Raw genomic sequence first — 25,408 nt, 5'->3', positions numbered from 1 at the left:
GTGATTATGGTGCTACAGAGTGTTTGCCTTCCCAGACAACTTCGCGGTAGTGCTTCACGTCAGTGTCGCCTTCAGTGCTGATAACCAGCACCACGGCATCTTTGTTCAGCGCCAGTTTTTCCATCAGACTTTGACGTTGCGGGTGATAATGAACAGCCGCAAGAACGCCTAAACCGACAGCGCCAGATTCACCGGAGATGATGCGCGGATCGTTGCCGTAGGGATTACCTAGCACGCGCATACCTAATGCGGCAACGCTGTCCTGGCAGGAGATGAATTGGGTGGCACAGTTACGTAAGATTTCCCAACCCAGCGGATTCGGTTCGCCGCAGGCCAGGCCCGCCATGATGGTGGCCATATCGCCGCCAACGTTAACGATGTCGCCTTTGACGCCAGAGCGATAAATACAGTCAGCTTTGTCAGGTTCAACAATGATGCTGTGCAGATTTTGAGGACTATAGACATCCACCAGATATCCCAGCACGCCGCCGGCCATTGCGCCGACGCCAGCCTGCAGCAGGACGTGAGTTGGCGTAACGCCCATTTCACGCATTTGCTCAACAGCCTCATCCGCTAATGTGGCGTAGCCCTGCATGATCCAGGTTGGGATTTTGGTATAGCCTTCCCAGGCGGTATCTTGTACGACTTCCCAGCCGTGTTGCTGAGCGTGTTGCATAGTCAGGCGGACGGTATCGTCATAATTCATGTCGGTGACGATGCACTCGGCGCCGAGGTTCAGAATGGCGTCTACACGCTCCTGAGCAGAACCTTTCGGCATGTAAATCACCGCGTTTTGACCGAGTTGTTGAGCAGCCCAGGCAACACCGCGCCCGTGGTTGCCGTCGGTGGTGGTGGCGAAGGTCATCTTTTCGCCAATGGCATTTTTCAGATGCTCAAATGACAGTGTTTCGATATCCAGATGATATTTTTCGCACAGTAACTGAGCGATAGCGTACGCACCGCCGAGCATTTTGAAGGCGTTCAGACCGAAGCGTTTTGATTCGTCCTTAACGAGAATTTTCTTTACACCAAAAAGAGTTGCGAGATCGTCCAGCGCACAAAGCGGTGTTGGGCGATAGCCAGCAATTTTCTGGTGAAACTGGCGCGCCAGTTTTGCCTGGTTTTGCGAAAAGAGCGGTGATGTTTCGCCGTTGAAAAATTTGTTATCGACGATATCAACCTTCAATGAGAAAACGGACATATCCTATCCTTTTGGCCTCTGGAAATAGAGAGCCGACCTGCCGATCGGCTCGAGGGGTTATTTCACGCGTTCTTGCGCTTCTTTCAGCAGTTGTTCGAGCAGTGCACCAGGTTTGGAATATTTACGGGAAAGGATCATCGCGGCGATGATATAGGGTTTCCAACTGGCTTCTTTGTAGGTAGCGATACGGTATTTTTCGAATACGCCTTCCGTGACTTCACCTTCTTTGCAGGATACGCCGCTAATATCGGCTGGCAGACAGTGCATATACAGGGCTTCACCGTCGCGGGTGAGTTCCATCATCTCTTCAGTGCAATGCCAGTCTTTATGTTGCGCGTTCTGTGCCAGGCACTGTTTTTCCAGTGCTTTTAAGCCTTCGTGATCGTTCGCGCGCAGCAGTTCAGTTCGTTCTTCCATCACTTTATAAGGTGCCCATGACTTCGGATAAACGATGTCTGCGTCTTTGAATGCTTCTTCCATGCTGGTGACCTGACGGAAGCTACCGCCGGATGCTTTAGCGTTGTTTTTAGCCACTTCAACGACATCCGGAATCAGGTCATAGCCTTCCGGATGAGCCAGGGTGACATCCATACCGAAGCGAGTCATCAGGCCGATAATGCCTTGCGGTACAGAGAGCGGTTTACCGTAGCTTGGGGAATACGCCCAGGTCATGGCGATTTTTTTACCTTTCAGGTTTTCCAGTGAACCAAAGTGTTCACGTAACCATGCCAGGTCGGCCATAGACTGAGTCGGGTGGTCGATATCGCATTGCAGGTTAACTAAAGCCGGACGCTGCGGCAGTACGCCCTGTTTGTAGCCGTCGTCAAGCGCGGCTCCCACTTCACGCATATAGGCGTTGCCTGCCCCCAGATACATATCGTCACGAATACCGATAGCATCGGCACAGAAGGAGATCATATTGGCCGTTTCACGAACGGTTTCGCCGTGCGCAATTTGTGATTTACCTTCATCAAGATCTTGCTGCGCCAGGCCGAGCAGATTAAGCGCGGAAGCATAAGAAAAACGGGTGCGGGTAGAGTTGTCGCGGAATACGGAAATACCTAATCCACTATTAAAGACTTTGGTCGAGATGTTTTCAGCACGCAGTGCTTTTAACGCTGCGGCAACGTCCAGTACTTGTTTCAGTTCATCTGGCGTCTGTTCCCACGTTAACAAAAAATCTTTCTCGTGAAGGTGAGAGGTCAGCGAATTGATATCCTTAATCAGCTCATTAACAGTTTTCATCATAAAGTCCCGATAGTGGAATGACAGGCAAAGTGGTTTATTTCACTGTGACATGCCAATGTGATTGGTGTTTTCACAGCTATACCAGGAACTAACAATAAACATGCCAGAATTATCTGCATGGTTATGAAATGCTAATTTAACGAATAATGTGTGGGTTTGATCACAAATTATTGATGTGCTATGGAACATCAAAATATACGGAAACGATTGGCTTTTTTTATGCAGTTATTTATTTGCTGCTAAGCATCAGAAATAAGATAAAGAGGCAGGTAAATCGTCGTCAGTTTGATAAATGCACTCCTGTAATTCTCATATTGATATAGAAATGTGATATTACTTCCATAATTTCATTAGAAAATGATAAAAATCCTATGTTTTTAGCAAAGCTATATTTGTCTGAGTTAATATCGTCATGACCTGTGAACCATCAACGTCTTCAATGATCGACTTTTAAGTGATTCTGGAAGGTAAAGCTATGGAGCTTGTTTCTACGCAGTCAGTATTGATGCAAATTCAACCAACAATTCAGCGTTTTGCCAGAATGCTAGCCAGCGTTTTGCAGCTTGAGGTTGAGATCGTTGATGAAAACTTGTGCCGCGTCGCTGGAACTGGCGCATATGGGAAATTTCTTGGTCGCCAGTTGAGTGGCAACTCGCGCTTGCTCCGCTATGTCCTCGAAACCAAAACCGAAAAGGTTGTGACACAATCTCGCTTCGATCCCCTTTGTGAAGGTTGCGACAGTAAAGAGAGTTGTCGTGAAAAGGCATTTCTGGGCACGCCTGTTATTCTACAGGAACGCTGTGTCGGGGTAATAAGTTTGATTGCTGTTACTCATGAGCAACAAGAACATATCAGTGATAATTTACGCGAATTTTCAGATTACGTTCGCCATATATCGACTATTTTTGTTTCAAAGCTTCTGGAAGATCAGGGGCCAGGAGATAATATAAGTAAAATATTCGCTACCATGATTGATAATATGGATCAGGGAGTATTAGTTATTGATGAAGACAATCGTGTTCAGTTTGTTAACCAGACTGCATTAAAAACTCTCGGTGTTGCTCAAAATAATATGGTTGGGAAACCTGTTCGTTTCAGGCCATTAACATTTGAGAGTAATTTTACTCATGGCCATATGCAGCATATCGTTTCGTGGGATGATAAAAGTGAATTGATAATTGGTCAGTTGCATAACATACAGGGCCGACAGTTATTTTTAATGGCATTTCACCAATCTCATACCAGTTTTTCCGTGGCGAATGCCTCTGATGAACCGCATATTGAACAATTAGTTGGCGAATGCCGGGTTATGCGGCAATTAAAACGACTCATTAGCCGCATTGCGCCTAGCCCATCCAGTGTTATGGTCGTTGGTGAAAGTGGCACCGGGAAAGAAGTGGTGGCTCGCGCAATCCATAAGCTGAGTGGACGGCGGAACAAACCATTTATTGCTATCAACTGTGCGGCGATTCCGGAGCAGCTTCTGGAGAGTGAGCTGTTCGGTTATGTTAAAGGCGCATTTACTGGCGCTTCAGCCAACGGCAAAATAGGGTTGATTCAGGCGGCGAATACAGGCACGTTGTTTCTTGATGAAATTGGCGATATGCCATTGATGTTGCAGGCTAAATTACTGCGAGCTATTGAGGCGCGTGAAATCCTGCCGATTGGTGCCAGTAGTCCAATACAGGTCGACATCCGCATCATTTCTGCAACCAACCAGAATTTAGCCCAGTTCATTGCCGAAGGTAAATTTCGCGAAGATCTCTTCTACCGACTCAATGTCATTCCTTTAACTTTGCCACCGCTGCGTGAACGTCAGGAAGATATTGAACTGCTGGTGCATTACTTTTTACATCTACATACCCGTCGTTTGGGATCGGTTTACCCAGGTATTGCTCCCGATGTTGTGGAGTTACTGCGTAAGCATTATTGGCCAGGGAACCTGCGAGAGTTAAGCAATCTGATGGAATATCTGGTCAACGTTGTTCCTTCTGGTGAAGTCATTGACAGCACGCTTTTGCCACCCAATCTGGTAAATAACGGTGCGATGGAGCAAAGTGAGATGCCAGAAGCTTGCGAGGCACATTTGGCACTTGATGATACTGGCGGCACGGCGCTGGAGGAGATGGAAAAACAGATGATACGCGAGGCGCTTTCACGTCATAACAGCAAGAAGCAAGTTGCTGATGAACTGGGTATCGGCATTGCTACCCTCTATCGTAAGATTAAAAAATATGAGTTGTTAAGCGTGTAACCACGGTAAATCCGGCCTGAATTCAGGCCGGATTTCGTTTTACTTCGTTTCTTCGCAGTCCAGTACTGTATTCACAATCATCTGATAACCGGTGCAGCGACAGAGATTTCCCGCCAGGCCACGACGAATCTCCGTAATGGTTAATGGTTTCTCTCGTGGTTTCGCCAGCATTGCCGTGGTGGCCATAATCAGCCCTGGCGTACAAAAGCCACACTGCACTGCGCCGGATTTCGCATAAGCCTGTTGAACATGAGAAAGTTTGCCACCTTTTGCTTCGCCTTCCAGCGTGCGGATCTCTTTTCCTTCAGCCCATGCGGCCAGGTATAAACAACTGTCGATTGCCGTTCCGTCAACCAGTACTGTACAGGCACCGCATTCGCCAACGCAGCAACCTTGCTTGACACTAAGCAGTCCTTGTTCGCGGAGCATCTCCGAAAGTGGCATTCCTGGTGCGGCGTGAAGCTGAAAAGGCATACCGTTAATGACACATTCAATGGTAATACTTTTGCTGTGATTCATTGCAATGTTCCCCCCGCCGCGGCGACGGCTTCGCTAATGACTTTTTTGGTCATCGTCTGGATGAGATGCAGACGAAACTCTTTACTTGCACGCCAGGAAGAACGCGGGGCGACATCCTGTAGGACTGATTCGCTAATAGCTTCCAGCGTTTGCTGAGTTAATGGCGCGTTTTGTGCAGCCTGTTCAGCATGTTGGCAGCGAATCGGCGTTGGTGCGGCAACACCAAATGCCAGGCGTAATTCACTGAAATTGCCGTTGTCCAGGCGGCAATGAGCAGCGCAACCGATGGTTGAAATATCCATCGCGTCGCGCATGGCATATTTAAAATGCGCGCTACCTGCATGTTCTTTCGGTTGCGGTGGGAAATGAAATGCGACAAGGATTTCATCATGCTCAAGGGAAACCTTGCCCGGCCCGGTATGAAAGCCGTTAATCGGGACGAAGCGAACACCGCGCGGGGAGTGGATCTCCAACTTCGCGTCATATATCAGTGTTGGCGTGGCTGAGTCTGCGCTGGTGGCACCGTTGCAAATATTTCCACCGTAGGTCGCGACGTTACGGATCTGCGGCCCGGCAATTGACGAAGCCGCAGCACATAACGCCGGGAGATGACGCTGGGTTAATAGATTTTCAATTAACTGGGTAAAGGTCGTCGCGGAACCGATTCGTAGCGCGCCATCTTCCGCCAGCGTAATCCCCCGAAGATCTGCCAGATTGTGGATATCAACAATATGACGGTAACGGTCATTGTGATGGTGGAGCTGAATCAGCACGTCAGTGCCACCGGCGAGCAGTTTGGCCTGCGGATTGTGAGTCAGCAGGTTGATGGCATCGGCAAGGGTGGTTGCGCGATGGTAAGATGCAAAATCAAACATGATGTTATCCTCAAATCAATCCTGCCAGATGGAACTCTTCGTATAACCGTTTTGGCGTCAGCGGCAGGGTATTGATTGCAACACCGGTAGCCATTTTCACCGCGTTACGAATCGCAGCGGCGACAGGAATTATTGGCGGCTCACCCAGTGACTTATGTCCGTATGCGGATTGTGGTTCATTGATTTCGACAAACGCGCTTTCCAGTTGTGGCAGATCCGGCATGGTCGGCATTTTGTAATCCAGCAGATTGGGGTTACGTACCACACCACTTTTCGCATCGATAATCATCTCTTCAAATAACGCCCAGCCAATGCCCATTCCCATTCCGCCGTGTACCTGACCTTCAGCCAGCAGCGGGTTAAGAATATGGCCCGAATCATGGACGTTGAGGATGCGATTGATGGTCACTTTACACAGCGCAATATCAACCGTCAGATCAACAAAAGTACAGCCAAATGCCGGTGGGTTAGTGGTGGTTTTGATCGAGCTTTCAGCAGAAAGTTGCCCGCCGCGCTCAGGATGATAAAAAGCATCCATCGCCAGATCTTTTAACGACAGCAATGGCTCTTCCGGCCTTTTAACCAGCGCGATATGGCCTTTTATCAGTGTCAGATTCATCGCTGACTGATGTAGCATTACAGCGGCATGAGCGATGATTTTCTCTTTCAATAGCAATGCAGCACTGCGTAACGCAGGCGCTGCAACATAGCTCTGGCGTGAAGCAAACGCACCTGGGTCGAATGGCGTAATATCGGTATCTTGTGTCGAAATCACGCGGACATCGCTGACCGGAACACCCACGGTTTCAGCCACCATTTGCGAGAACACAGTGTCGGCACCCTGACCGATTTCCGTAGCGCCGCTTTGCACGTTGATAGTTCCATCCTGATTCATCAACAAGCGTGCGCCCGCGATTTCTACACCAACAGGCCAGGTGTTAGAGGTGTAGCTAAAACAGGCAACGCCAACGCCGCGGCGCAAATTGCCTTGCAGGTTCTGGCACTCTGCACGTCGTTTTTCCCATTCAAAGATTTCCCGCCCTTTTTCCAGACACTCAGGTAATCCGGCACTGTAAATGCGTTTTCCAGTGAGTGGATTTGCATCGCCTTCACGGGCGGCATTACGTAAACGAATTTCTACCGGGTCAAGATCTAACGCGGTAGCGGCGTCATCCAGCATTGATTCGACGGCAAAAACGACTTGCGGTGCGCCATAACCACGCATTGCGCCAGCCGAGGGTAGATTGGTATAGCAGGTCTTTGAGCTGTAAGCGTAGGCGCAACGAGGATAAAGATACGCGACTTTGTTACCACCTGCGGAAGCAATGGAATGGCCGTGAGAGGCATAAGCACCCGTGTTGGACAGAACATCCAGACTATAGCCTTTCAGCGTACCATCGTGGTTAACCCCCATTTTCCCGTCAATGGTAAAAGCGTGGCGGGTACGGGTCGCCAGGAAACACTCTTCACGACTAAGGGAAACTTTCACCGGAATACCGCCGAGCTTGCTGGTCAGGAATGCCGCCATTGGCTCCTCCAGCACATCCTGTTTATTACCAAAACCTCCACCGACAAACGGTTTGATTACTCGCACGCATGACCAGGGGATATCCAACGCCTGACCGACAACGCGGCGAACAATGTGCGGGATCTGCGTACTGGAGACGATGGTAATTCGCGCGTCATCCTCCATCCACGCCAGCGATGTCACACTTTCCATGTGGCAATGTTGAATGACGGGGGTCTGATAGTGTCCCTGCACCTGGTAATCGGCGGCATCGATTGTTTGCTGGACATTGCCCGTAGACATCGTGCTTTGCTTAAGCAAATTACCGCGGCTGTGAATTTTAGCGGCGTCTTCTGCAAGTGCCGCTTCTGGTGTGGTGATAACGGGTAATTCTTGCCACTCAATACTGACTAATTGCGCTGCTTTTTCTGCTGTGAGTTCATCTCGGGCCACGACGATGGCAACGGCATCACCATGATGGCGAACATGGCGAGTTAACAGTGCGCGATCGGCGGTATCGCGTTTATTTTCGTCAAGTGTCCAGGCATGCCCTGCCGTGGCGAATGGGATATCCGGTACATCTTCCCAGGTAAAAATAGCCAGTACGCCAGGCAGAGTTCTGGCTTGTTCATCATTAATACTTACGGCATAACCATGTGCGATAGGACTACGTACATATTTCGCGTAACACATGCCCGCCATAACATAATCGTCAGTATATCGTGCCCGCCCGGTAACCTTAGCAATGGCATCTACGCGCATACATGATTCACCTGTAGCGGTTGCTTCCCGCGCTTCCATAGAAATCCCCTTGATTTGAACATTTGGTTCTTATGGCAATGATTTAGTCTTTGAAGGCAAGAATTACGCCAGAAACGACTATAAGCATGAGGGGAGGGGGGAAGTGTGATGTTGTTAATAAAACGCCAGGGATGATGTGGTTTTTATCAGCAAAGCAAGAGAGTGCTGTGTATCAATATGAGTGTGATAAAAATCATTGTGATAAATGAATATTAGGAGGCAGTCATGATGCTTTCTTTTTCGTTATGATGTACTAATGGTGGTTATCCTATCCTAATAGATTCATTAACAATTCTTGATTTGTACATCCATTTTCCGAGCAATGGATTGGGTATCTGACAGGTGACTGCTATGATATAGCGTCTTGTTTTTTGAGCGAGGAAAGATTTTGAGCGCAGGACGCCCGAATAAAAAAATGCTGGGTATCGTGATGCTGTTATCGGCTGGACTGCTTCTGGCGGGCTGTTCGGGTAGCAAATCATCAGACACAGGAACGTATTCCGGCTCCGTTTACACCGTGAAACGGGGGGATACGCTTTATCGTATTTCACGCACCACGGGAACAAGCGTAAAAGAACTTGCCCGGCTCAACGGCATTTCTCCCCCCTATACCATCGAAGTAGGCCAAAAGTTGAAACTTGGTGGGGCAAAAAGCAACCGCAGTTCGCGGAAATATACCGCCAAATCAACGACGAAAACAGCGTCAGTAACGCCGCCGCCAGTGGTTCCGAAATCTTCATGGCCTCCTGTTGGACAACGTTGCTGGTTATGGCCAACGAGTGGAAAAGTTATCATGCCTTACTCAATGGCAGATGGCGGCAATAAAGGGATTGATATTGCTGCAGCGCGCGGGACGCCAATATACGCAGCCGGTGCCGGTAAGGTGGTGTATGTCGGTAACCAATTACGCGGCTACGGTAATCTCATCATGATTAAACACAGTGAAGATTACATCACAGCCTACGCTCATAACGACACGATGCTGGTAAACAATGGGCAAAGCGTTAAGGCTGGGCAAAAGATAGCGACGATGGGCAGTACTGATGCAGAATCCGTGCGGTTACATTTCCAGATTCGTTACCGTGCTACGGCAATTGATCCTTTGCGCTACTTGCCGCCACAGGGCAGCAAACCAAAGTGTTGATGGTGAATTAATCAGCAGTCAGTAGCAAGACACTTGCTAAGAAGAGCGTAAGGTTTATAATGCCTTACGCATCTCAAAGCGGGCGTAGTTCAATGGTAGAACGAGAGCTTCCCAAGCTCTATACGAGGGTTCGATTCCCTTCGCCCGCTCCAGTTTTTTTACGCCCTCATATACTATTTCTTTATAACGCATCAAGCTACCGCATATTGATTATTAAAATCGATAGTATTGTTATAATTTGTCAATTGCCTTAGTTTTTGGATGTTGTTAATAATAGCTAAATGGTGTTCTTTCTCAGTGCCGTGATAAGAGAGTACGCTTTTTTTATTCTGCATTGTAGAGACATATGCATCAATGGATTTTTTTATTATCGCAGTTTTATGTATTTTTGGTTCAAGTAACAGTGATTGTTCTATACAAGAGATTGCATCCTCAATTCTTTCATTATATATGTTTACCAGTGACTTATAGTAGTATAGGGAAGCGACATCTAATATTTTTATTTGTGCATGATCAAAAAAAATACGTGATGTTGTTGCTTGTCCAGAAAGACCAGTTATCAACCCCATAATTCCTAATATCTTACCATCAAAAATAGCTTTATCTGATACCTTATCTATAAATTCTAATGCCTTTTGAGTAGCATGTTTATGTTCATATATACCATGAAGAGCCAGAGACATATGGCATTCAGCTAACAGACAATAGCATTCATTTATTAGTAACTGAGTATTGTATTTTTTTATCAGGTTTTCAAATATAGTTATTGCTTTGACAATGCTTTCTGGTGTGAACTCATTTAGTGCATTTTTCCCAGCAGACATTTCTTTGGATAAAACATGCTCATTAGATGATTCGTTTTGGCTAATCAATCCTGGTGCAGTTTCAGGATCCTTCATGACCATATACAAGTTACTTATTATAAATTGTGATATTTTTTGTATATCATCAGCCTGAAGATGAGTGCTGGCAACAAGATAAAAACTTTTTGCATCGATCACCTCAACATATAAGCTGTTTGATGTGTCATGTTGGTTAATCCTTCCTGTTATAAAATAATCTGGTTTGAATCTGGCCAGAAAAGCTGTTTGGGATTTATTATCTATACAATACTGGGTTGCAGCCATTGGGTATATATATAGGTTATCGTTTTTTTTATTTGAAATGAACTGTATAAGCTCTTGATTAAGTGTTAATGGATCCTGGTGGCTGTGAGACGTTGTAAATGGGAATAAAGCAATAGTGCTTCCTGCTTCATTATATTGATTTCCTTTTATTTTGAATACTTGTCCACTGAATCGGTAACCTTTTCTATATATGGTTTCTATACAACGGGTATAACCAATTTGTTCAAAAATACATCTTAATGAATATATACAACGTGTAAGAGACTCATCACTTACAATTACATTTTTCCACACGGATTCGATGATCATATCTTTTGATACAACATTGCCAGCAGATTCAAGCAATACAAATAATACACCTAGCTCTTTGGGGGGAATGTAAGATTGCTCATTCCCTTTAGTAAGAATACCATCTTCTGTCAGTATTATCCCATCAGGGAAATGATATGAAAATTTAATTTCTAAATCCATTAGCTAACCTCTGTGAATTTTATGGCTATTTGCGTCCTGCATGAGTAATAGATATGACTGATACTCATATATATTTCATTAAACTGTATATGACTTTGTATATACAAAATTCCCATGACTGTTGGCATTAATTTATCCAGAATTGCTTTGAATGTAATCTGAAATATTCTTAAGTAATGCATGTTAATCATGTATGTGTATAACTAATTGAAATACATAGATAAAAACTGGGTGTTTCATTTCTTAACTGAGCATTAATTTCATTTAAGAAAGATAAAATACTAAAAGGTAATCTATATATCGAGATACAATCTGTTTGTAGAAACAATATGAGTAACACTTCTATTCATTAGCTAACTATTGTTTTTGATATAATAGGTTAAGATAATCATATGTGCTTTCTTTTTGCACCGTTAAATCATCTATTTTTATAATGTAGCATCTTCGCCAAAGAGTGCTTTTGATGTTTTCTGACAAAAATATTATGTAAAGTAATTGTCATGCGGGGGAGGGATGTACTATTGGTGTTTTTATAGCGCGAGGGAGTTATGTATAAGAGTTTAGATGTACAGAATTATAAATTTCAAAAAATTATGGCGTGTTTCAGTACCAATAATATTCAAATGGTTGTTTTTAACATTTTTGTTTCTATAATGATATTATATTATCTTGCACAGTACATAATTGCTCTATTACTAATATTAAAAAGAAATCCATGATTACGTTGTTTTTGTATATTATAGCTTATTATTTTTCCTGAAAAGACATAAAAATCAGGAAGGAGTAGTGCAAGTTTATCATCCTCAACTTGATCAATAATATCAAATTTGTTTATTTTGTTGGAGATGAGATGCAAAGTATTATAATTTTCACTCCATGTATATTCAATATCTCGTCGAATTGCTTTATAAACCTTTGTGTTTTGTTTCCATGTGCCACTCAGTGCAACTGTTCCAGTCTTTTGGTTTTTATTATACATAAAATCAAGAGTAAGATTGGCTTGTCCCTGGTCATTAAAAATAACCCAATTAGCCGTACATTTTTCATTATATGCGATTTGTTCTTTAGAATAATGATAGGCAATGAATAAAATAAACCCACTGATAAAGCATAAAACAATAAGCAGGACTTTTTTACAGCGAGTCACGATTAACCTCACGATAAGACAGAGTTAAACAGCCGGCAACTTCGTTATTACTGTAGTTTTTTTTGCATGCCATAACAATCAAACCCGGAGACGACCTGGAGAGTGAAAAATATAGCCACGGATATTTTTTACAGTCAATTCCTGACCCTAATATACGGTTCTTATATTTATCGAAATCTTTCAAACCATCGATGCTATCTTCTGCAACATTAAAATGACAACCATTTATTTGTGCAACAGTTCTGTAATCTTTGAAAAATGATCTGGGTTGACTATTATTCCATAGTAAAAATGCGGTAAGCAAACCTACACCAAACGCACTTAACATTGGTAAATAAAATTTAGAGCGCCAGAGTATGTTCCTGACATGATTATCTGGAGCAACATTTATGTCTCTAAGCTCATCTGTAACGTTCAGGCTGTGAGGAGAATTGTTCTTTTGAACATCTACTGAAGAGGGGAGGGTATGACTTCCTATGTTTATATCATTATTGATCTTGAACCCTTTTCTCGGCACGGTTGCAATAAGCGAATGCGTAGTCTCACCAACCGCACGAAATCCGCGTCTGATAATCGATATGTTTTGGTATAACGTGTTGACCGGTACACGCATACCTTCTTCTTCCCAGACTCTGGAGAAAAAATCTTGTTGGGCGACCACATCTGGAAAAGCTTCAAGTAGCAACGATAAACACCTGCTTGCTGGCGTTGTCAGAACGACGTTCAGCTCGGCGTCATGTACCGAAATTAATTTCCTGTGTTCCGGCCAGAACTCAATATTATTGTTAATAATCCAGTACATACGTCAATAAAATACGGCATCAAGAAAATTGAAATTAAATAGTTTGATAAGTATATTAGTATTTATCTAATAAATATATATTAATTTTATATTCATTCCGATAATCATGATTGCAATATGTTAATGCAACTTAAAATTCTATATATATTAACAAATTTAACAGTTGTAACGACGTTTTTATGATTTTTCTCTCATGATGTCTCTTCATCTTTTGAGATAACACACAAAACTTACATGATTAAACTAAATATTTAACAAATGGCGTTAAAAGTGCGTGATATAAAATACGGGCATCTTTATAAATGCCCGTATATACAATAATTATGATTATTGATAGTTACGTTTCAATGCTGAACTGAGTTTGAACGTATAAACAATTCGTTAATTTTACCACCCATCCTTTTTTCAATTCTTTGCTTGTAGGCGTAGATGCTACGGATATCCATGTTGAGTGTTTCTGCAATCTGATATGGATTATAGCCAGAGACCATATGCCCCATTATGGTGAACTCCATTTGAGTTAACGTATTGCCTCTGGTAAACGACAGATAACGACCGATAAACAACTGTCTGATCTTTTCGTTAGCAACATCCAGTCCATCATCATTATATATAATGGCTGATATTGCTGGGTTATGTTTTCTCCAGTAATTAGCAAGAGATTGCATATTCCTGTCGCTTACCAATACAATTCCCATATCAGTACTCGTAAGATAGTCAATCCAGTCTTTATCTAAAAAAAGACGTAAAAAACTTACTGAAAAATCTACAAAAATGTATCCGCTTAATCGTGCGTTATGGTTTTTACTTAATATGCCTTCAACCACACCACGATTAAAATACGAACTATCTTCGGGCCACATACAAAAGCATGCGTTTGCACAATACTGCAAACGTGGTGACTTTTCTGGCATTATTTGACAATGCATTGAGCAACTATTGCATGTAAGACTTTTATATCTACTACAAAGTCTCATGTTAATAACCTCCCTATTCATAGATAATCGCATAATTTCATTGGTTATTGATGATGTCAATACACTCTGATTTAATAAGCTTTTAATAGAAATTTGCGTTTAATCTGTATTTGATATTATTCTCAATAAACTATTTAAGAATACGTCGTTAAGTTTTAAATATGGTTTGATTTCACTTGGTTAACCATATTGGCTTTATTGCAAATCAGATAACTACCTAATGCATTAGGAATATCTATACTGCAAATTGTTTTCGAATAACCAGAAGATATCTTGTAAATCTAAGTGAAGCATCTTAAATAGTCTTATTTAAGATGTTCAGATTTTTACTGATGATAACAGCTTGATAATGCTTGTTTATGCTATGAATAGTCAGAGGGAGGATTAATGGTGGGCAGGCATTGTAAGAATTGGAATGGTTCAAAATTATGACTATTTTGAACCATTCACCTCAGAGATTAACTAAAGAACATTACCGAAACGCACAAAATACCCACGATCAACGTAATTAGATTTCCGATGGAACGCCAGGGTTTAAGCGTAGGGATGAGATACGTAGACAGTGTAGGCATGATAAAAAGAATCATGGCAATGAGCGGACCGCTGATTGCGTAGATCATCGAAATTGCGTTAGGGTTGATGCAGCAGACGATGAAAGTAATCAGTGATACCAACATAATTGACAGTGCGCGGTTAAATGCACGGCTTTTTTTAACCCCTACCTGCTGTAACGTTGTTTTGACTAATTCCGTCGCACCTTCAATAACGCCAAAGTAGGTGCCTAAAAATGATTTAGACATTGCAACTACCGCGACAATAATCCCAGAAATTGACAACCATGCAGGGGCATTTGGCAACATAGACAGTGCCGATAAAATGGTGACGCCTTCCTCTTTTGCCGTTTCAATATATGAAGGTGGAATTGATAATAGGCAGCTAAAGACAAAGAATAGCACGCTCACGCAGATGATGAGATAAGCGACCTTCATAATTTTTTTGCATTTATCCATAGCGTGTTCGCCGTATTTTTCACGTCTGTCGATGGCAAACGTAGAAATAATCGGTGTATGGCTAAAGGCGAAAACCATCACGGGAATCGATATCCATATCTGGTGAAGGGTATTCTGATTGAACTCTACCTGGGTTGTTAATAAAGAAGGCTGCCAGCTACCGACCAGGTAGATGGAAAGAAATAAAAAGTAGGCAATCAGCGGGAAAACCAAAAATCCCATTACCCGAATTGTGGCATGGCGTCCCATCAGAAAAATGAGATTCAGGATCAACACAACACCAAGACTCACCAGCATACGGATGCGTAGATCAATGGCCATATGCTTCGCCAGTTGTTCAGTGAGTGAGTTGGTGATTGCCACTGCATATATCAACACGACGACAAAAAAAGCAATGAAGTACAGAGTGGTAATCAGATTACCAATCTTCTTGCCATAGTAGTGAGTTACCGCGCCAGTGATCCCTTCGCCTGCTGATGTTTTTGAAGAAAGGATGAACTGGCACAAGGCCTTATGTGGCCAATATGTTAAAGGCCAGGCGACCAGTGCAGTAATAAACAGGACCACCGCTCCCGCTGAACCTAACTGAATAGGAAGGAAGAGTGTGCCTGCGCCAACGGCAGTGCCGTAGAGTGCGAAGCTCCAGAGAGTTTCTTCTTTTGACCAAATCTTAGACATTATTTGAACGTATCATCTACAAATTAAACAAAATGGAGGGCAATTTACCATAAACCAGGCCAGACATGGGAGATTAACGCTATATCAACCGTGGATTGGTGTGTTAGTAGATGCAAACCTTGCGTGCCAGCCTGGTATCTCCATCCCTCATTCCGACGAATTTCCTTTGTGATAAAAATCACTATTTTTAAACATTTAAGATAATTGTTGTTAACAATCATTTACTATTACGCGGTTAATTGGTGCGAGGTTGTGATGAAAGACGTTGTGATTGTCGGGGCGTTACGAACACCTATCGGTTGCTTTCGTGGAGCATTGGCAGGCCATTCCGCCGTGGAATTAGGCAGCCTGGTCGTGAAAGCATTATTAGATCGCACTGGTGTTGCAGCACATGCGGTAGATGAGGTGATTCTGGGACAGGTTCTGACCGCCGGGGCAGGGCAGAATCCAGCACGGCAATCAGCGATTAAAGGTGGTCTTCCCAACAGCGTTTCGGCAATTACCATTAATGATGTTTGTGGTTCCGGACTAAAAGCTTTGCATCTCGCCACTCAGGCGATCCAGTGTGGTGAGGCTGATATTGTTATTGCCGGTGGCCAGGAAAATATGAGTCGCGCGCCGCATGTTTTGACTGATAGCCGCACCGGAGCACAGCTTGGCGATAGCCAATTGGTTGATAGCCTGGTGCATGACGGCTTGTGGGATGCATTCAATGATTACCATATTGGTGTCACCGCCGAAAATCTGGCGCGCGAATATGGTATCAGCCGCCAGTTACAAGATGCCTACGCACTTAGTTCGCAGCAAAAAGCGCGGGCGGCCATTGACGCCGGACGATTCAAAGATGAGATCGTCCCGGTCAGAACGCAAAGCAACGGGCAGTTATTGATCGTTGATACCGATGAACAGCCGCGTACTGATGCCAGTGCAGAAGGGCTAGCCAGTTTAAATCCGTCATTTGATAGCCACGGCTCTGTTACTGCGGGAAATGCCTCATCCATCAATGATGGTGCTGCTGCGGTAATGATGATGAGCGAAGCCAAAGCGCGAGCGTTGAATTTACCCGTGCTCGCACGTATTCGCGCCTTTGCCAGCGTTGGTGTCGATCCTGCACTGATGGGCATTGCCCCGGTGTATGCAACCCGCCGTTGCCTGGAGCGTGTTGGCTGGCAACTGGCCGATATCGATCTTATTGAGGCTAATGAAGCATTTGCCGCGCAGGCGCTTTCTGTTGGCAAGATGCTCGAGTGGGATGAACGCCGGGTCAATGTCAATGGGGGCGCGATTGCGTTGGGTCACCCGATTGGTGCCTCCGGGTGCCGCATTTTAGTTTCTTTGGTTCATGAAATGGTGAAACGCAACGCTCGTAAAGGATTGGCTACACTCTGCATTGGTGGTGGTCAGGGGGTGGCATTAACTATTGAGCGTGACGATTAGATCTGTATTTCTTCCTTATCCGTTAAACATCTGCCGCCATCAATCTGCTTTATGATGATGGCTGGCACCGCTATGCACATTTCATATAAAACCTGACTTTTCTCCTTCTACCTGGCTGATTCGTGATCGGTACTACACTTTTTTCAATCCTTTTCCGGAAAATGAAACAATGTTTTATTTTTAATTGAAAACCATATCCCATGGGCATATCATCCCTTTAAAGAGAAAACGAAACGATGTTTCACTATCGTTTGTAATTTCATGCTTCACTGATTATCGGAGGTTGATGTGGACGTAAGACAGAGCATCCACAGTGCGCACGCGAAAACGCTGGATACCCAGGGGCTGCGCAATGAATTTTTGGTTGAAAAGGTATTCGTCGCGGATGAGTACACCATGGTTTACAGCCACATTGACCGTATTATTGTTGGCGGTATTATGCCGGTAGCAAAAACGGTTTCCGTTGGCGGGGAAGTCGGAAAACAACTGGGCGTGAGCTACTTCCTTGAGCGTCGCGAGCTGGGTGTTATCAATATTGGCGGTGCCGGAACGATTACTGTCGATGGTCAATGCTATGAAATCGGTCACCGCGATGCCTTGTATGTAGGTAAAGGTGCAAAAGAGGTTGTCTTTGCCAGCATCGATAGTGCCACTCCAGCGAAGTTTTACTACAACTGTGCGCCTGCTCACACAACGTATCCCACCAAAAAAGTGACTCCGTCCGAAGTGTCTCCGGTTACGCTGGGCGATAACCTCACCAGCAACCGCCGCACGATTAACAAATATTTTGTGCCGGATGTGCTGGAAACCTGCCAGTTGAGTATGGGGCTGACGGAGCTGGCACCGGGTAACCTGTGGAACACGATGCCGTGCCACACCCACGAACGTCGGATGGAAGTTTATTTCTATTTCAACATGGACGATGACGCCTGCGTTTTCCACATGATGGGGCAGCCGCAAGAAACGCGTCATATTGTGATACATAACGAACAGGCAGTGATCTCCCCAAGTTGGTCTATCCATTCTGGCGTAGGAACCAAAGCTTATACCTTTATCTGGGGCATGGTCGGTGAAAACCAGGTCTTTGATGATATGGACCACGTTGCCGTTAAAGATCTGCGCTAGTCGCGAGTATAAATGAATAAGGTATTATTATGATTTTAAATGCATTTTCTCTTGAAGGTAAAGTTGCGGTAGTCACCGGTTGTGACACCGGGCTGGGACAGGGAATGGCACTGGGGCTGGCACAGGCGGGTTGTGACATTGTCGGCATCAACATTGTTGAGCCAACAGAGACTATTGAACAGGTTACTGCGCTGGGGCGTCGCTTTTTAAGTCTGACTGCCGATCTGCGTAAGATTGATGGCATCCCAGCACTGCTGGATCGTGCGGTAGCAGAGTTCGGTCATATTGATATCCTGGTGAATAACGCCGGATTGATTCGCCGTGAAGATGCCCTCGAGTTCAGCGAAAAAGACTGGGATGATGTGATGAACCTGAATATCAAAAGCGTGTTCTTCATGTCTCAGGCTGCGGCGAAACACTTTATCGCTCAGGGCAACGGCGGCAAGATTATCAATATTGCGTCAATGCTTTCATTTCAGGGCGGGATCCGTGTGCCTTCGTATACCGCATCAAAAAGCGGCGTGATGGGCGTGACGCGCCTGATGGCGAACGAATGGGCAAAACATAACATCAACGTTAATGCGATTGCTCCGGGTTACATGGCGACCAACAATACTCAGCAATTGCGGGCTGATGAACAACGTAGTGCGGAAATTCTTGAGCGCATTCCTGCCGGACGCTGGGGGCTACCGAGCGATCTGATGGGGCCGGTGGTATTCCTTGCCTCCAGTGCTTCAGACTATGTGAATGGTTATACCGTTGCTGTGGATGGCGGCTGGCTGGCACGTTAATTTATTCAGTTTGCTATTAAGACCCTACCTGACGGCGGGGTTTTTTATTTCTGATAATCAGCATAATCCATATCATGGTTATGAAATAATCCATATTAATTATCAATTAATAAACTTTATGATTTTTATCTGCTTTAAAATTATATGCTTAATTATAATGTCATTAATTTCACTTAATTTTAAAAGTGTAATGTCCATCACATAACAGTATGTAGCAGCAGTTTAATCCATATTTATGATGTTTCCGACCTGACACCTGAGTTAATTGTTCACGTATTTTTTCACTATGTCTTACTCTGTGCTGGCAGGAAAAAATGGTTACTATCAATACGGAATCTGCTTTAACGCCGCGCCCTCTGCGCGATACGCGGCGTATGAATATGTTTGTTTCGGTAGCTGCTGCGGTCGCGGGATTGTTATTCGGTCTTGATATCGGAGTTATTGCCGGAGCGTTGCCGTTCATCACCGATCACTTTGTGCTGACCAGTCGTTTGCAGGAGTGGGTGGTCAGCAGCATGATGCTTGGCGCAGCAATCGGTGCGCTGTTTAACGGTTGGCTGTCGTTCCGCCTGGGGCGTAAATACAGTCTGATGGCGGGGGCTATCCTCTTTGTGCTCGGTTCGATAGGGTCGGCTTTTGCGACCAGCGTTGAAATGCTGATTGCCGCCCGTGTGGTGCTGGGGATTGCTGTCGGAATCGCCTCTTATACTGCACCTCTCTATCTCTCAGAAATGGCGAGTGAAAACGTTCGTGGCAAGATGATCAGTATGTACCAGTTGATGGTCACACTCGGCATTGTGCTGGCGTTTTTATCCGATACAGCCTTCAGCTATAGCGGTAACTGGCGCGCAATGTTAGGTGTTCTTGCCTTACCTGCAGTCCTGTTGATTATTCTGGTGGTCTTCCTGCCGAATAGTCCGCGCTGGCTGGCGGAGAAAGGGCGTCATATTGAGGCGGAAGAAGTGCTGCGTATGCTGCGCGATACATCGGAAAAAGCGCGAGAAGAACTCAACGAAATACGTGAAAGCCTGAAATTAAAACAGGGCGGTTGGGCGCTGTTTAAGATCAACCGTAACGTCCGTCGTGCCGTGTTCCTCGGTATGTTGTTGCAGGCGATGCAGCAGTTTACTGGTATGAACATCATCATGTACTACGCGCCGCGTATCTTCAAAATGGCGGGCTTTACGACTACCGAACAGCAGATGATTGCGACTCTGGTGGTGGGGTTGACCTTTATGTTCGCCACCTTTATTGCCGTCTTTACGGTCGATAAAGCGGGGCGTAAACCGGCGCTGAAAATTGGTTTCAGCGTGATGGCGTTGGGAACTCTGGTGTTGGGTTATTGCCTGATGCAGTTTGATAACGGAACGGCTTCCAGTGGTTTGTCCTGGCTCTCTGTTGGCATGACGATGATGTGTATTGCCGGTTATGCGATGAGTGCCGCGCCTGTGGTGTGGATCCTGTGCTCCGAAATTCAGCCGCTGAAATGTCGCGATTTCGGTATTACTTGCTCGACCACCACCAACTGGGTGTCGAACATGATTATCGGCGCGACCTTCCTGACGTTGCTCGACAGCATTGGCGCTGCCGGTACGTTCTGGCTCTACACCGCATTGAACATTGCGTTTGTGGGCATCACTTTCTGGCTCATTCCTGAAACCAAGAATGTCACGCTGGAACATATCGAACGTAAACTGATGTCTGGCGAGAAGTTGAGAAATATCGGCGTCTGATTTCACTGGCCGGATGTGCTGTACATCCGGCCTTTTTTTCGCTAATAGAGATCGGGCACCTGGCCGTTGAGGCGTTCGTTACGTCCTTTATTCTGCCTCGCTGCGGTAACTCACAAGACAGGAGAGAGGAATGAAAACAATTGGTTTGCTGGGGGGAATGAGTTGGGAATCCACCATCCCTTACTATCGCCTGATAAATGAAGGCATTAAACAGCGGCTTGGTGGACTTCACTCTGCGCAAGTGCTGCTACATAGCGTCGATTTTCATGAAATAGAAGAGTGTCAACGTCGTGGTGAATGGGATAAAACCGGGGAGATTCTGGCAGAGGCGGCGATTGGCTTACAGCGGGCGGGTGCAGAGGGCATTGTGTTATGTACCAATACGATGCACAAAGTGGCAGATGTCATCGAATCCCGTTGCTCGCTGCCTTTTTTACATATTGCGGATGCCACCGGACGAGCAATCAGCCGCGCCGGAATGACGCGCGTAGCGCTACTGGGCACGCGCTACACTATGGAGCAGGATTTTTATCGTGGGCGGTTGGCGGAGCAATTTTCTATCGATTGTCTGGTGCCTGAAGCAGATGAACGGGCGAAAATTAATCAGATTATTTTTGAAGAGCTGTGTCTGGGGCAATTTACCGAAGCATCGCGCGCTTATTATGCGCAAGTGATTGCTCGCCTCGCAGAACAGGGCGCGCAGGGCGTGATTTTCGGCTGCACAGAAATTGGTTTACTGGTGCCTGAAGAACGCAGCGTTCTTCCCGTATTTGATACTGCAGCGATCCATGCCGAGGATGCGGTTGCCTTTATGCTGTCGTAACTGACTACAAAATAGCGTCAAGCGAGGCAACCAGTTTCGGTAAACCGACTTGTAAATGCTCTGTAAATGCCTGTACCAGTGCTGAAGACGGGCGGTGCAGGGGGCGAATCAGGCTAACGGTGAAGGGAACAGCAATACTGAATCGCCGCACGACTAATCCGCTTGCTGCATAATCCAGAGCGGTGAGTGGGTTAACTATCGAAACGCCCGCTCCCGCCCGTACCATCGCGCAGACTGACGCGGCACTATGGGTCTCCACAATCATGCGGCGTTTAACCTGATGTTCATTAAACAGTTGATCCAGCAACTGGCGATAGCTGTCAGTACGGGAAAGGCTGATGTAATTCTCACCCTGAAAATCTTCCGGCGTTAATACCTCTTTTGTCGCCAGCGGATGTGCCCGCGGTAAAACACAGACTTCATCTAAAGACAGTAATTCGGTACGTTCCGTACCCGCAGGCGTATGCAGCGTTTCGGTGAGTCCTAAATCATGGCGCTGGGCCGAAAGCCACTCTTCAAGTAGCGGCGATTCCTGCGGCACGATATTTAAACTGACTTCAGGATAACGGGCCAGAAAAGGTTGTAGCAGCGGGGGCAAAAAAGACTGCGAAAAGACCGGCAGGCAGGCAATTGAAAGTTCTCCCTGGCGAAACTCGCGCAGACTTTCAGCGGCGCTGACGATGCGATCCAGCCCGTACCAGGAGCGCTGCACCTCTTCAAATAGCCGCAGTCCTTGCACGGTAGGATGTAATCTTCCGCGTATGCGCTCAAACAGTTTCAACCCAATCACCTTTTCAAAACGTGCCAGTTCGCGGCTGACAGTTGGCTGTGAGGTGTGCAGCAGTTGTGCGGCTTCAGTCAGGCTTCCGGCGGTCATAACCGCATGAAAAATTTCAATATGACGTAAGTTAACGGCGGCCATCTACTTTCTCTCGCAATCCGGTAATCCATATCATTTTTGCATAGACTCGGCATAAATCGATATTTTTTATTCTTTTTATGATGTGGCGTAATCATAAAAAAGCACTTATTCGGAGTTTGTTATGCCACATTCACTGTTCAGCACTGATACCGATCTCAGCGCCGAAAATCTGCTGCGCTTGCCCGCAGAATTTGGCTGCCCGGTGTGGGTCTACGATGCACAAATTATTCGTCGGCAGATTGCGGCGTTGAAACAGTTTGATGTGGTGCGCTTCGCACAGAAAGCTTGTTCCAATATTCATATTTTGCGCTTAATGCGTGAGCAGGGCGTGAAAGTAGATTCCGTCTCGTTGGGTGAAATCGAGCGTGCGCTGGCGGCGGGATACAATCCGCAAACGCATCCCGATGACATCGTCTTTACCGCGGATGTTATCGATCAGGCAACGCTTGAGCGCGTCAGTGAATTGCAAATTCCAGTGAATGCTGGCTCTGTCGATATGCTCGACCAACTGGGGAAGGTTTCGCCAGGGCATCGGGTATGGCTGCGCGTTAACCCGGGGTTTGGTCACGGTCATAGCCAAAAAACCAATACTGGTGGCGAAAACAGTAAGCACGGCATCTGGTATGCCGATCTTCCCGCCGCACTGGAAGTGATACAACGTCATCATCTGCAACTGGTCGGCATTCACATGCACATTGGTTCCGGTGTTGATTACGCGCATCTGGAGCAGGTGTGTGGGGCGATGGTGCGTCAGGTCATCGAATTTGGTCAGGATTTACAGGCTATTTCTGCAGGTGGTGGGCTTTCTGTTCCTTATCAGCAGGGAGAGGAGTCGGTTGATACTGAACATTATTATGGTCTGTGGAATGCCGCGCGTGAGCAGATCGCTTGCCATTTGGGGCATCACGTGAAACTGGAAATTGAACCGGGTCGCTTCCTGGTGGCGCAGTCTGGCGTGTTGATTACTCAGGTGCGGAGCGTCAAACAAATGGGCAGTCGCCGCTTTGTGCTGGTTGATGCCGGATTTAACGACCTGATGCGTCCGGCAATGTACGGCAGTTACCACCATATTAGCGCCCTGGCGGCTGATGGTCGTTCTCTTGAACAGGCACCAACGGTGGAAACCGTTGTCGCCGGGCCGTTATGTGAATCGGGCGATGTTTTTACCCAGCAGGAGGGGGGAAATGTCGAAACCCGCGCTTTGCCGGAAGTGAAGGCGGGTGATTATCTGGTGCTGCATGATACGGGGGCATATGGCGCGTCAATGTCATCAAACTACAATAGCCGCCCACTGTTGCCAGAAGTTCTGTTTGATAATGGTCAGGCGCGGTTGATTCGCCGCCGCCAGACCATTGAAGAATTACTGGCGCTAGAGTTGCTTTAATCACCGCTAGTCGCTGGCGGTGTTATGCGTTGCCTCCAGCGACGGCGTTGAAACTGAATGGCGGCGTACCAGCGTAGGACTAAAGACATTGGTGATTTCGGGGAGGGGGCGATTATCCGCCAGCGCTAATGCCAGTTCGGCAGCCTGGGTTGCCATCGTCACAATGGGGTAACGTACGGTGGTCAGCCGTGGGCGCACATAGCGTGATACCAGCACATCATCAAAACCAATCAACGAAATCTCGCCCGGTACATCGATCCCATTGTCATTGAGTACGCCCATCGCGCCCGCCGCCATTGAGTCGTTATAACAGGCCACCGCGGTGAAATTCCGGCCTCTTCCCAGCAGTTCAGTCATTGCCTGTTCGCCGCCACTTTCATCCGGTTCACCAAAAGTTACTAACCGGTCATTAACTGGAATACCGCTTTCAGTAAGGGCATCGTAATACCCCTGGAGGCGATCTTCGGCGTCAGAAATAGAGTGGTTAGAGCAAAGGTAACCAATACGGGTATGGCCTTGCTGAATTAAATGACGTGTCGCCAGCCAGGCACCGTAACGATCGTCCAGAGCGATACAACGGTTCTCAAAACCAGGGAGTATCCGGTTGATCAGCACCATGCCTGGCATTTGTTTCATCAATGCGGCTAAATCGGCATCCGGGATCATTTTGGCATGGACAACCAGTGCGGCGCAGCGATGACGGATCAACTGCTCAATGGCCTGACGCTCTTTTTGCTCGTTGTGGTAACCATTGCCAATCAATAAGAAATTACCGGTGTGATAAGCCACCTGTTCGACCGCTTTCACCATTGCGCCGAAAAAGGGATCGGAAACATCGCCAACGATCAGGCCAACGGTTTCAGTTGTCTGTTGTGCCAGCGCCCGGGCGTTGGCGTTTGGGTGATAGCTAAGAGATTCCATCGCGCTATGCACAGCCAGACGAGAAGCTTCACTGGCTTTTGGAGAGTTATTAATGACGCGGGAAACTGTGGCGACTGAAACGCCTGCCAGTCGGGCTACATCCTTTATGGTCGCCATGAAAATACCTTTGTGGGTAAACGCTTACATTCTGTCAGTGTTACGGAAAACGCCCGTTGGTTCAAGGGGGGTGGTGTTTTCTGCGCGGGGAATGTGAGCGAAACGCGAATAAGTAAGACAAAAAAAGAGATTACAAACCTTTGGTTACACTTTGCGAAACGCTGTTGCGATTGACCGCTGGTGGCGTTTGGCTTCAGGTTGCTAAAGTGGTGATCCCAGAGGTATTGATAGGTGAAGTCAACTTCGGGTTGAGCACATGAATTACACCAGCCTGCGCAGATGCGCAGGTTTTTTTTCGCCTGACATCAATCTGTAACAGTAACCGATAATTTACACACCTCGTTGCATTTCCCTTCATTCCTTTGCGTTTTCTCGCTGGCGAACATGCTTTGCG

Annotated in this window: 20 protein-coding genes and 1 tRNA gene; 9 read left to right on the top strand and 12 right to left on the bottom strand. The window is 46.1% G+C overall.

Going from position 1 to position 25,408, the window contains the following annotated elements:
- Window positions 1-4: 4 nt before the first annotated feature.
- Together dpaL and ygeW are read right to left on the bottom strand one after the other, a co-directional pair.
- Window positions 5-1,201 carry a diaminopropionate ammonia-lyase gene (gene dpaL, locus A31E_RS08825; protein ID WP_000110506.1) on the bottom strand — a complete coding sequence of 399 codons (1,197 nt, stop codon included), beginning with the start codon at window positions 1,199-1,201 and terminating at the stop codon, window positions 5-7.
- A 57-nt stretch (window positions 1,202-1,258) separates the two neighbouring features.
- Complete coding sequence (gene ygeW / locus A31E_RS08830) at window positions 1,259-2,446, bottom strand: knotted carbamoyltransferase YgeW (protein WP_001360948.1); 1,188 nt, start codon at window positions 2,444-2,446, stop codon at window positions 1,259-1,261.
- Between the two features lie 478 nt (window positions 2,447-2,924).
- Between ygeW and A31E_RS08835 the strand changes: the two genes are divergently transcribed.
- Entirely contained in the window at window positions 2,925-4,703 is a 1,779-nt protein-coding gene (locus tag A31E_RS08835) for a sigma-54 interaction domain-containing protein (RefSeq protein ID WP_001517013.1), read from the top strand.
- 39 nt (window positions 4,704-4,742) lie between these two features.
- Here A31E_RS08835 and xdhC read toward each other — a convergent pair whose 3' ends face one another.
- The 3 genes from xdhC to xdhA are packed head-to-tail and all read right to left on the bottom strand — an operon-like array spanning window position 4,743 to window position 8,405.
- The gene (gene xdhC / locus A31E_RS08840) at window positions 4,743-5,222 is read right to left on the bottom strand and encodes a xanthine dehydrogenase iron sulfur-binding subunit XdhC (protein WP_001016641.1); all 480 of its coding nucleotides are present in this window, start codon (window positions 5,220-5,222) and stop codon (window positions 4,743-4,745) included.
- Window positions 5,219-6,097, bottom strand: coding sequence for a xanthine dehydrogenase FAD-binding subunit XdhB (xdhB, locus tag A31E_RS08845; RefSeq protein WP_016249155.1), 879 nt, complete (start codon window positions 6,095-6,097; stop codon window positions 5,219-5,221). Before xdhB ends, xdhC begins: the two co-directional genes overlap by 4 nt.
- Before the next feature lie 10 nt (window positions 6,098-6,107).
- On the bottom strand, window positions 6,108-8,405 hold the full coding sequence (xdhA, locus tag A31E_RS08850; RefSeq protein ID WP_016249154.1) for a xanthine dehydrogenase molybdenum-binding subunit XdhA: 2,298 nt from the start codon (window positions 8,403-8,405) through the stop codon (window positions 6,108-6,110).
- A gap of 388 nt (window positions 8,406-8,793) precedes the next feature.
- Between xdhA and actS the strand changes: the two genes are divergently transcribed.
- The gene (gene actS / locus A31E_RS08855; protein WP_001517011.1) at window positions 8,794-9,549 is read left to right on the top strand and encodes an amidase activator ActS; all 756 of its coding nucleotides are present in this window, start codon (window positions 8,794-8,796) and stop codon (window positions 9,547-9,549) included.
- A gap of 78 nt (window positions 9,550-9,627) precedes the next feature.
- Window positions 9,628-9,701: transfer RNA gene (locus tag A31E_RS08860), tRNA-Gly, on the top strand.
- Between the two features lie 39 nt (window positions 9,702-9,740).
- Here the strand turns inward: A31E_RS08860 and A31E_RS08865 are convergent.
- From A31E_RS08865 to A31E_RS08885, 5 genes are all read right to left on the bottom strand, one after another.
- On the bottom strand, window positions 9,741-11,147 hold the full coding sequence (locus tag A31E_RS08865; protein ID WP_016249153.1) for a winged helix-turn-helix domain-containing protein: 1,407 nt from the start codon (window positions 11,145-11,147) through the stop codon (window positions 9,741-9,743).
- A 664-nt stretch (window positions 11,148-11,811) separates the two neighbouring features.
- Complete coding sequence (locus A31E_RS08870) at window positions 11,812-12,294, bottom strand: hypothetical protein (RefSeq protein ID WP_001517003.1); 483 nt, start codon at window positions 12,292-12,294, stop codon at window positions 11,812-11,814.
- Window positions 12,281-13,096 (bottom strand): winged helix-turn-helix domain-containing protein, encoded by an 816-nt coding sequence (locus tag A31E_RS08875; RefSeq protein ID WP_010378573.1) that lies wholly within the window; start codon window positions 13,094-13,096, stop codon window positions 12,281-12,283. The genes A31E_RS08870 and A31E_RS08875 overlap by 14 nt, the downstream gene beginning before the upstream one ends.
- Before the next feature lie 344 nt (window positions 13,097-13,440).
- The gene (locus tag A31E_RS08880) at window positions 13,441-14,073 is read right to left on the bottom strand and encodes a helix-turn-helix transcriptional regulator (protein WP_001517001.1); all 633 of its coding nucleotides are present in this window, start codon (window positions 14,071-14,073) and stop codon (window positions 13,441-13,443) included.
- A 458-nt stretch (window positions 14,074-14,531) separates the two neighbouring features.
- On the bottom strand, window positions 14,532-15,761 hold the full coding sequence (locus tag A31E_RS08885; RefSeq protein ID WP_016249152.1) for an amino acid permease: 1,230 nt from the start codon (window positions 15,759-15,761) through the stop codon (window positions 14,532-14,534).
- Window positions 15,762-16,016: 255 nt separating this feature from the next.
- Here A31E_RS08885 and A31E_RS08890 point away from each other — a divergent pair, with 255 nt between their 5' ends.
- The 5 genes from A31E_RS08890 (at window position 16,017) to ygeA (ending at window position 21,670) form a co-directional block, all read left to right on the top strand.
- Window positions 16,017-17,198: an acetyl-CoA C-acetyltransferase gene (locus tag A31E_RS08890; protein WP_000656046.1), complete on the top strand. Its 1,182-nt coding sequence runs from the start codon at window positions 16,017-16,019 to the stop codon at window positions 17,196-17,198.
- Window positions 17,199-17,486: 288 nt separating this feature from the next.
- Complete coding sequence (gene kduI / locus A31E_RS08895) at window positions 17,487-18,323, top strand: 5-dehydro-4-deoxy-D-glucuronate isomerase (protein ID WP_000383241.1); 837 nt, start codon at window positions 17,487-17,489, stop codon at window positions 18,321-18,323.
- 29 nt (window positions 18,324-18,352) lie between these two features.
- Window positions 18,353-19,114 (top strand): 2-dehydro-3-deoxy-D-gluconate 5-dehydrogenase KduD, encoded by a 762-nt coding sequence (gene kduD, locus A31E_RS08900; protein WP_000602501.1) that lies wholly within the window; start codon window positions 18,353-18,355, stop codon window positions 19,112-19,114.
- 314 nt (window positions 19,115-19,428) lie between these two features.
- The gene (gene araE / locus A31E_RS08905) at window positions 19,429-20,847 is read left to right on the top strand and encodes an arabinose-proton symporter AraE (RefSeq protein ID WP_000256427.1); all 1,419 of its coding nucleotides are present in this window, start codon (window positions 19,429-19,431) and stop codon (window positions 20,845-20,847) included.
- 130 nt (window positions 20,848-20,977) lie between these two features.
- Window positions 20,978-21,670: an amino acid racemase gene (gene ygeA, locus A31E_RS08910; protein WP_001516999.1), complete on the top strand. Its 693-nt coding sequence runs from the start codon at window positions 20,978-20,980 to the stop codon at window positions 21,668-21,670.
- Between the two features lie 4 nt (window positions 21,671-21,674).
- Here ygeA and lysR read toward each other — a convergent pair whose 3' ends face one another.
- Window positions 21,675-22,592, bottom strand: a complete 918-nt coding sequence (gene lysR / locus A31E_RS08915) for a DNA-binding transcriptional regulator LysR (protein ID WP_001516998.1) — start codon at window positions 22,590-22,592, stop codon at window positions 21,675-21,677.
- A 121-nt stretch (window positions 22,593-22,713) separates the two neighbouring features.
- On the opposite strand from lysR, the gene lysA reads away from it, so the two are divergent.
- Window positions 22,714-23,976 carry a diaminopimelate decarboxylase gene (gene lysA, locus A31E_RS08920; RefSeq protein ID WP_001516997.1) on the top strand — a complete coding sequence of 421 codons (1,263 nt, stop codon included), beginning with the start codon at window positions 22,714-22,716 and terminating at the stop codon, window positions 23,974-23,976.
- A 6-nt stretch (window positions 23,977-23,982) separates the two neighbouring features.
- Here lysA and galR read toward each other — a convergent pair whose 3' ends face one another.
- Complete coding sequence (gene galR, locus A31E_RS08925) at window positions 23,983-25,014, bottom strand: HTH-type transcriptional regulator GalR (protein ID WP_016249151.1); 1,032 nt, start codon at window positions 25,012-25,014, stop codon at window positions 23,983-23,985.
- Between the last annotated feature and the right edge of the window lie 394 nt (window positions 25,015-25,408).

It is taken from the genome of Escherichia sp. KTE159, from assembly GCF_000408805.1.
Taxonomy (GTDB): domain Bacteria; phylum Pseudomonadota; class Gammaproteobacteria; order Enterobacterales; family Enterobacteriaceae; genus Escherichia; species Escherichia marmotae.
This window is presented reverse-complemented; position numbering and strand designations above follow the sequence as displayed.

Bases quoted from the DNA above. Each gene is read 5' to 3' on its own strand.
- lysR (WP_001516998.1), bottom strand. From the start codon at position 22,592: ATGGCCGCCGTTAACTTACGTCATATTGAAATTTTTCATGCGGTTATG.
- xdhB (WP_016249155.1), bottom strand. From the start codon at position 6,097: ATGTTTGATTTTGCATCTTACCATCGCGCAACCACCCTTGCCGATGCC.
- A31E_RS08890 (WP_000656046.1), top strand. From the start codon at position 16,017: ATGAAAGACGTTGTGATTGTCGGGGCGTTACGAACACCTATCGGTTGC.
- xdhC (WP_001016641.1), bottom strand. From the start codon at position 5,222: ATGAATCACAGCAAAAGTATTACCATTGAATGTGTCATTAACGGTATG.
- lysA (WP_001516997.1), top strand. From the start codon at position 22,714: ATGCCACATTCACTGTTCAGCACTGATACCGATCTCAGCGCCGAAAAT.
- A31E_RS08835 (WP_001517013.1), top strand. From the start codon at position 2,925: ATGGAGCTTGTTTCTACGCAGTCAGTATTGATGCAAATTCAACCAACA.
- ygeW (WP_001360948.1), bottom strand. From the start codon at position 2,446: ATGAAAACTGTTAATGAGCTGATTAAGGATATCAATTCGCTGACCTCT.
- ygeA (WP_001516999.1), top strand. From the start codon at position 20,978: ATGAAAACAATTGGTTTGCTGGGGGGAATGAGTTGGGAATCCACCATC.
- xdhA (WP_016249154.1), bottom strand. From the start codon at position 8,405: ATGGAAGCGCGGGAAGCAACCGCTACAGGTGAATCATGTATGCGCGTA.
- kduD (WP_000602501.1), top strand. From the start codon at position 18,353: ATGATTTTAAATGCATTTTCTCTTGAAGGTAAAGTTGCGGTAGTCACC.
- dpaL (WP_000110506.1), bottom strand. From the start codon at position 1,201: ATGTCCGTTTTCTCATTGAAGGTTGATATCGTCGATAACAAATTTTTC.
- A31E_RS08885 (WP_016249152.1), bottom strand. From the start codon at position 15,761: ATGTCTAAGATTTGGTCAAAAGAAGAAACTCTCTGGAGCTTCGCACTC.
- araE (WP_000256427.1), top strand. From the start codon at position 19,429: ATGGTTACTATCAATACGGAATCTGCTTTAACGCCGCGCCCTCTGCGC.
- A31E_RS08875 (WP_010378573.1), bottom strand. From the start codon at position 13,096: ATGTACTGGATTATTAACAATAATATTGAGTTCTGGCCGGAACACAGG.
- A31E_RS08865 (WP_016249153.1), bottom strand. From the start codon at position 11,147: ATGGATTTAGAAATTAAATTTTCATATCATTTCCCTGATGGGATAATA.
- galR (WP_016249151.1), bottom strand. From the start codon at position 25,014: ATGGCGACCATAAAGGATGTAGCCCGACTGGCAGGCGTTTCAGTCGCC.
- A31E_RS08880 (WP_001517001.1), bottom strand. From the start codon at position 14,073: ATGAGACTTTGTAGTAGATATAAAAGTCTTACATGCAATAGTTGCTCA.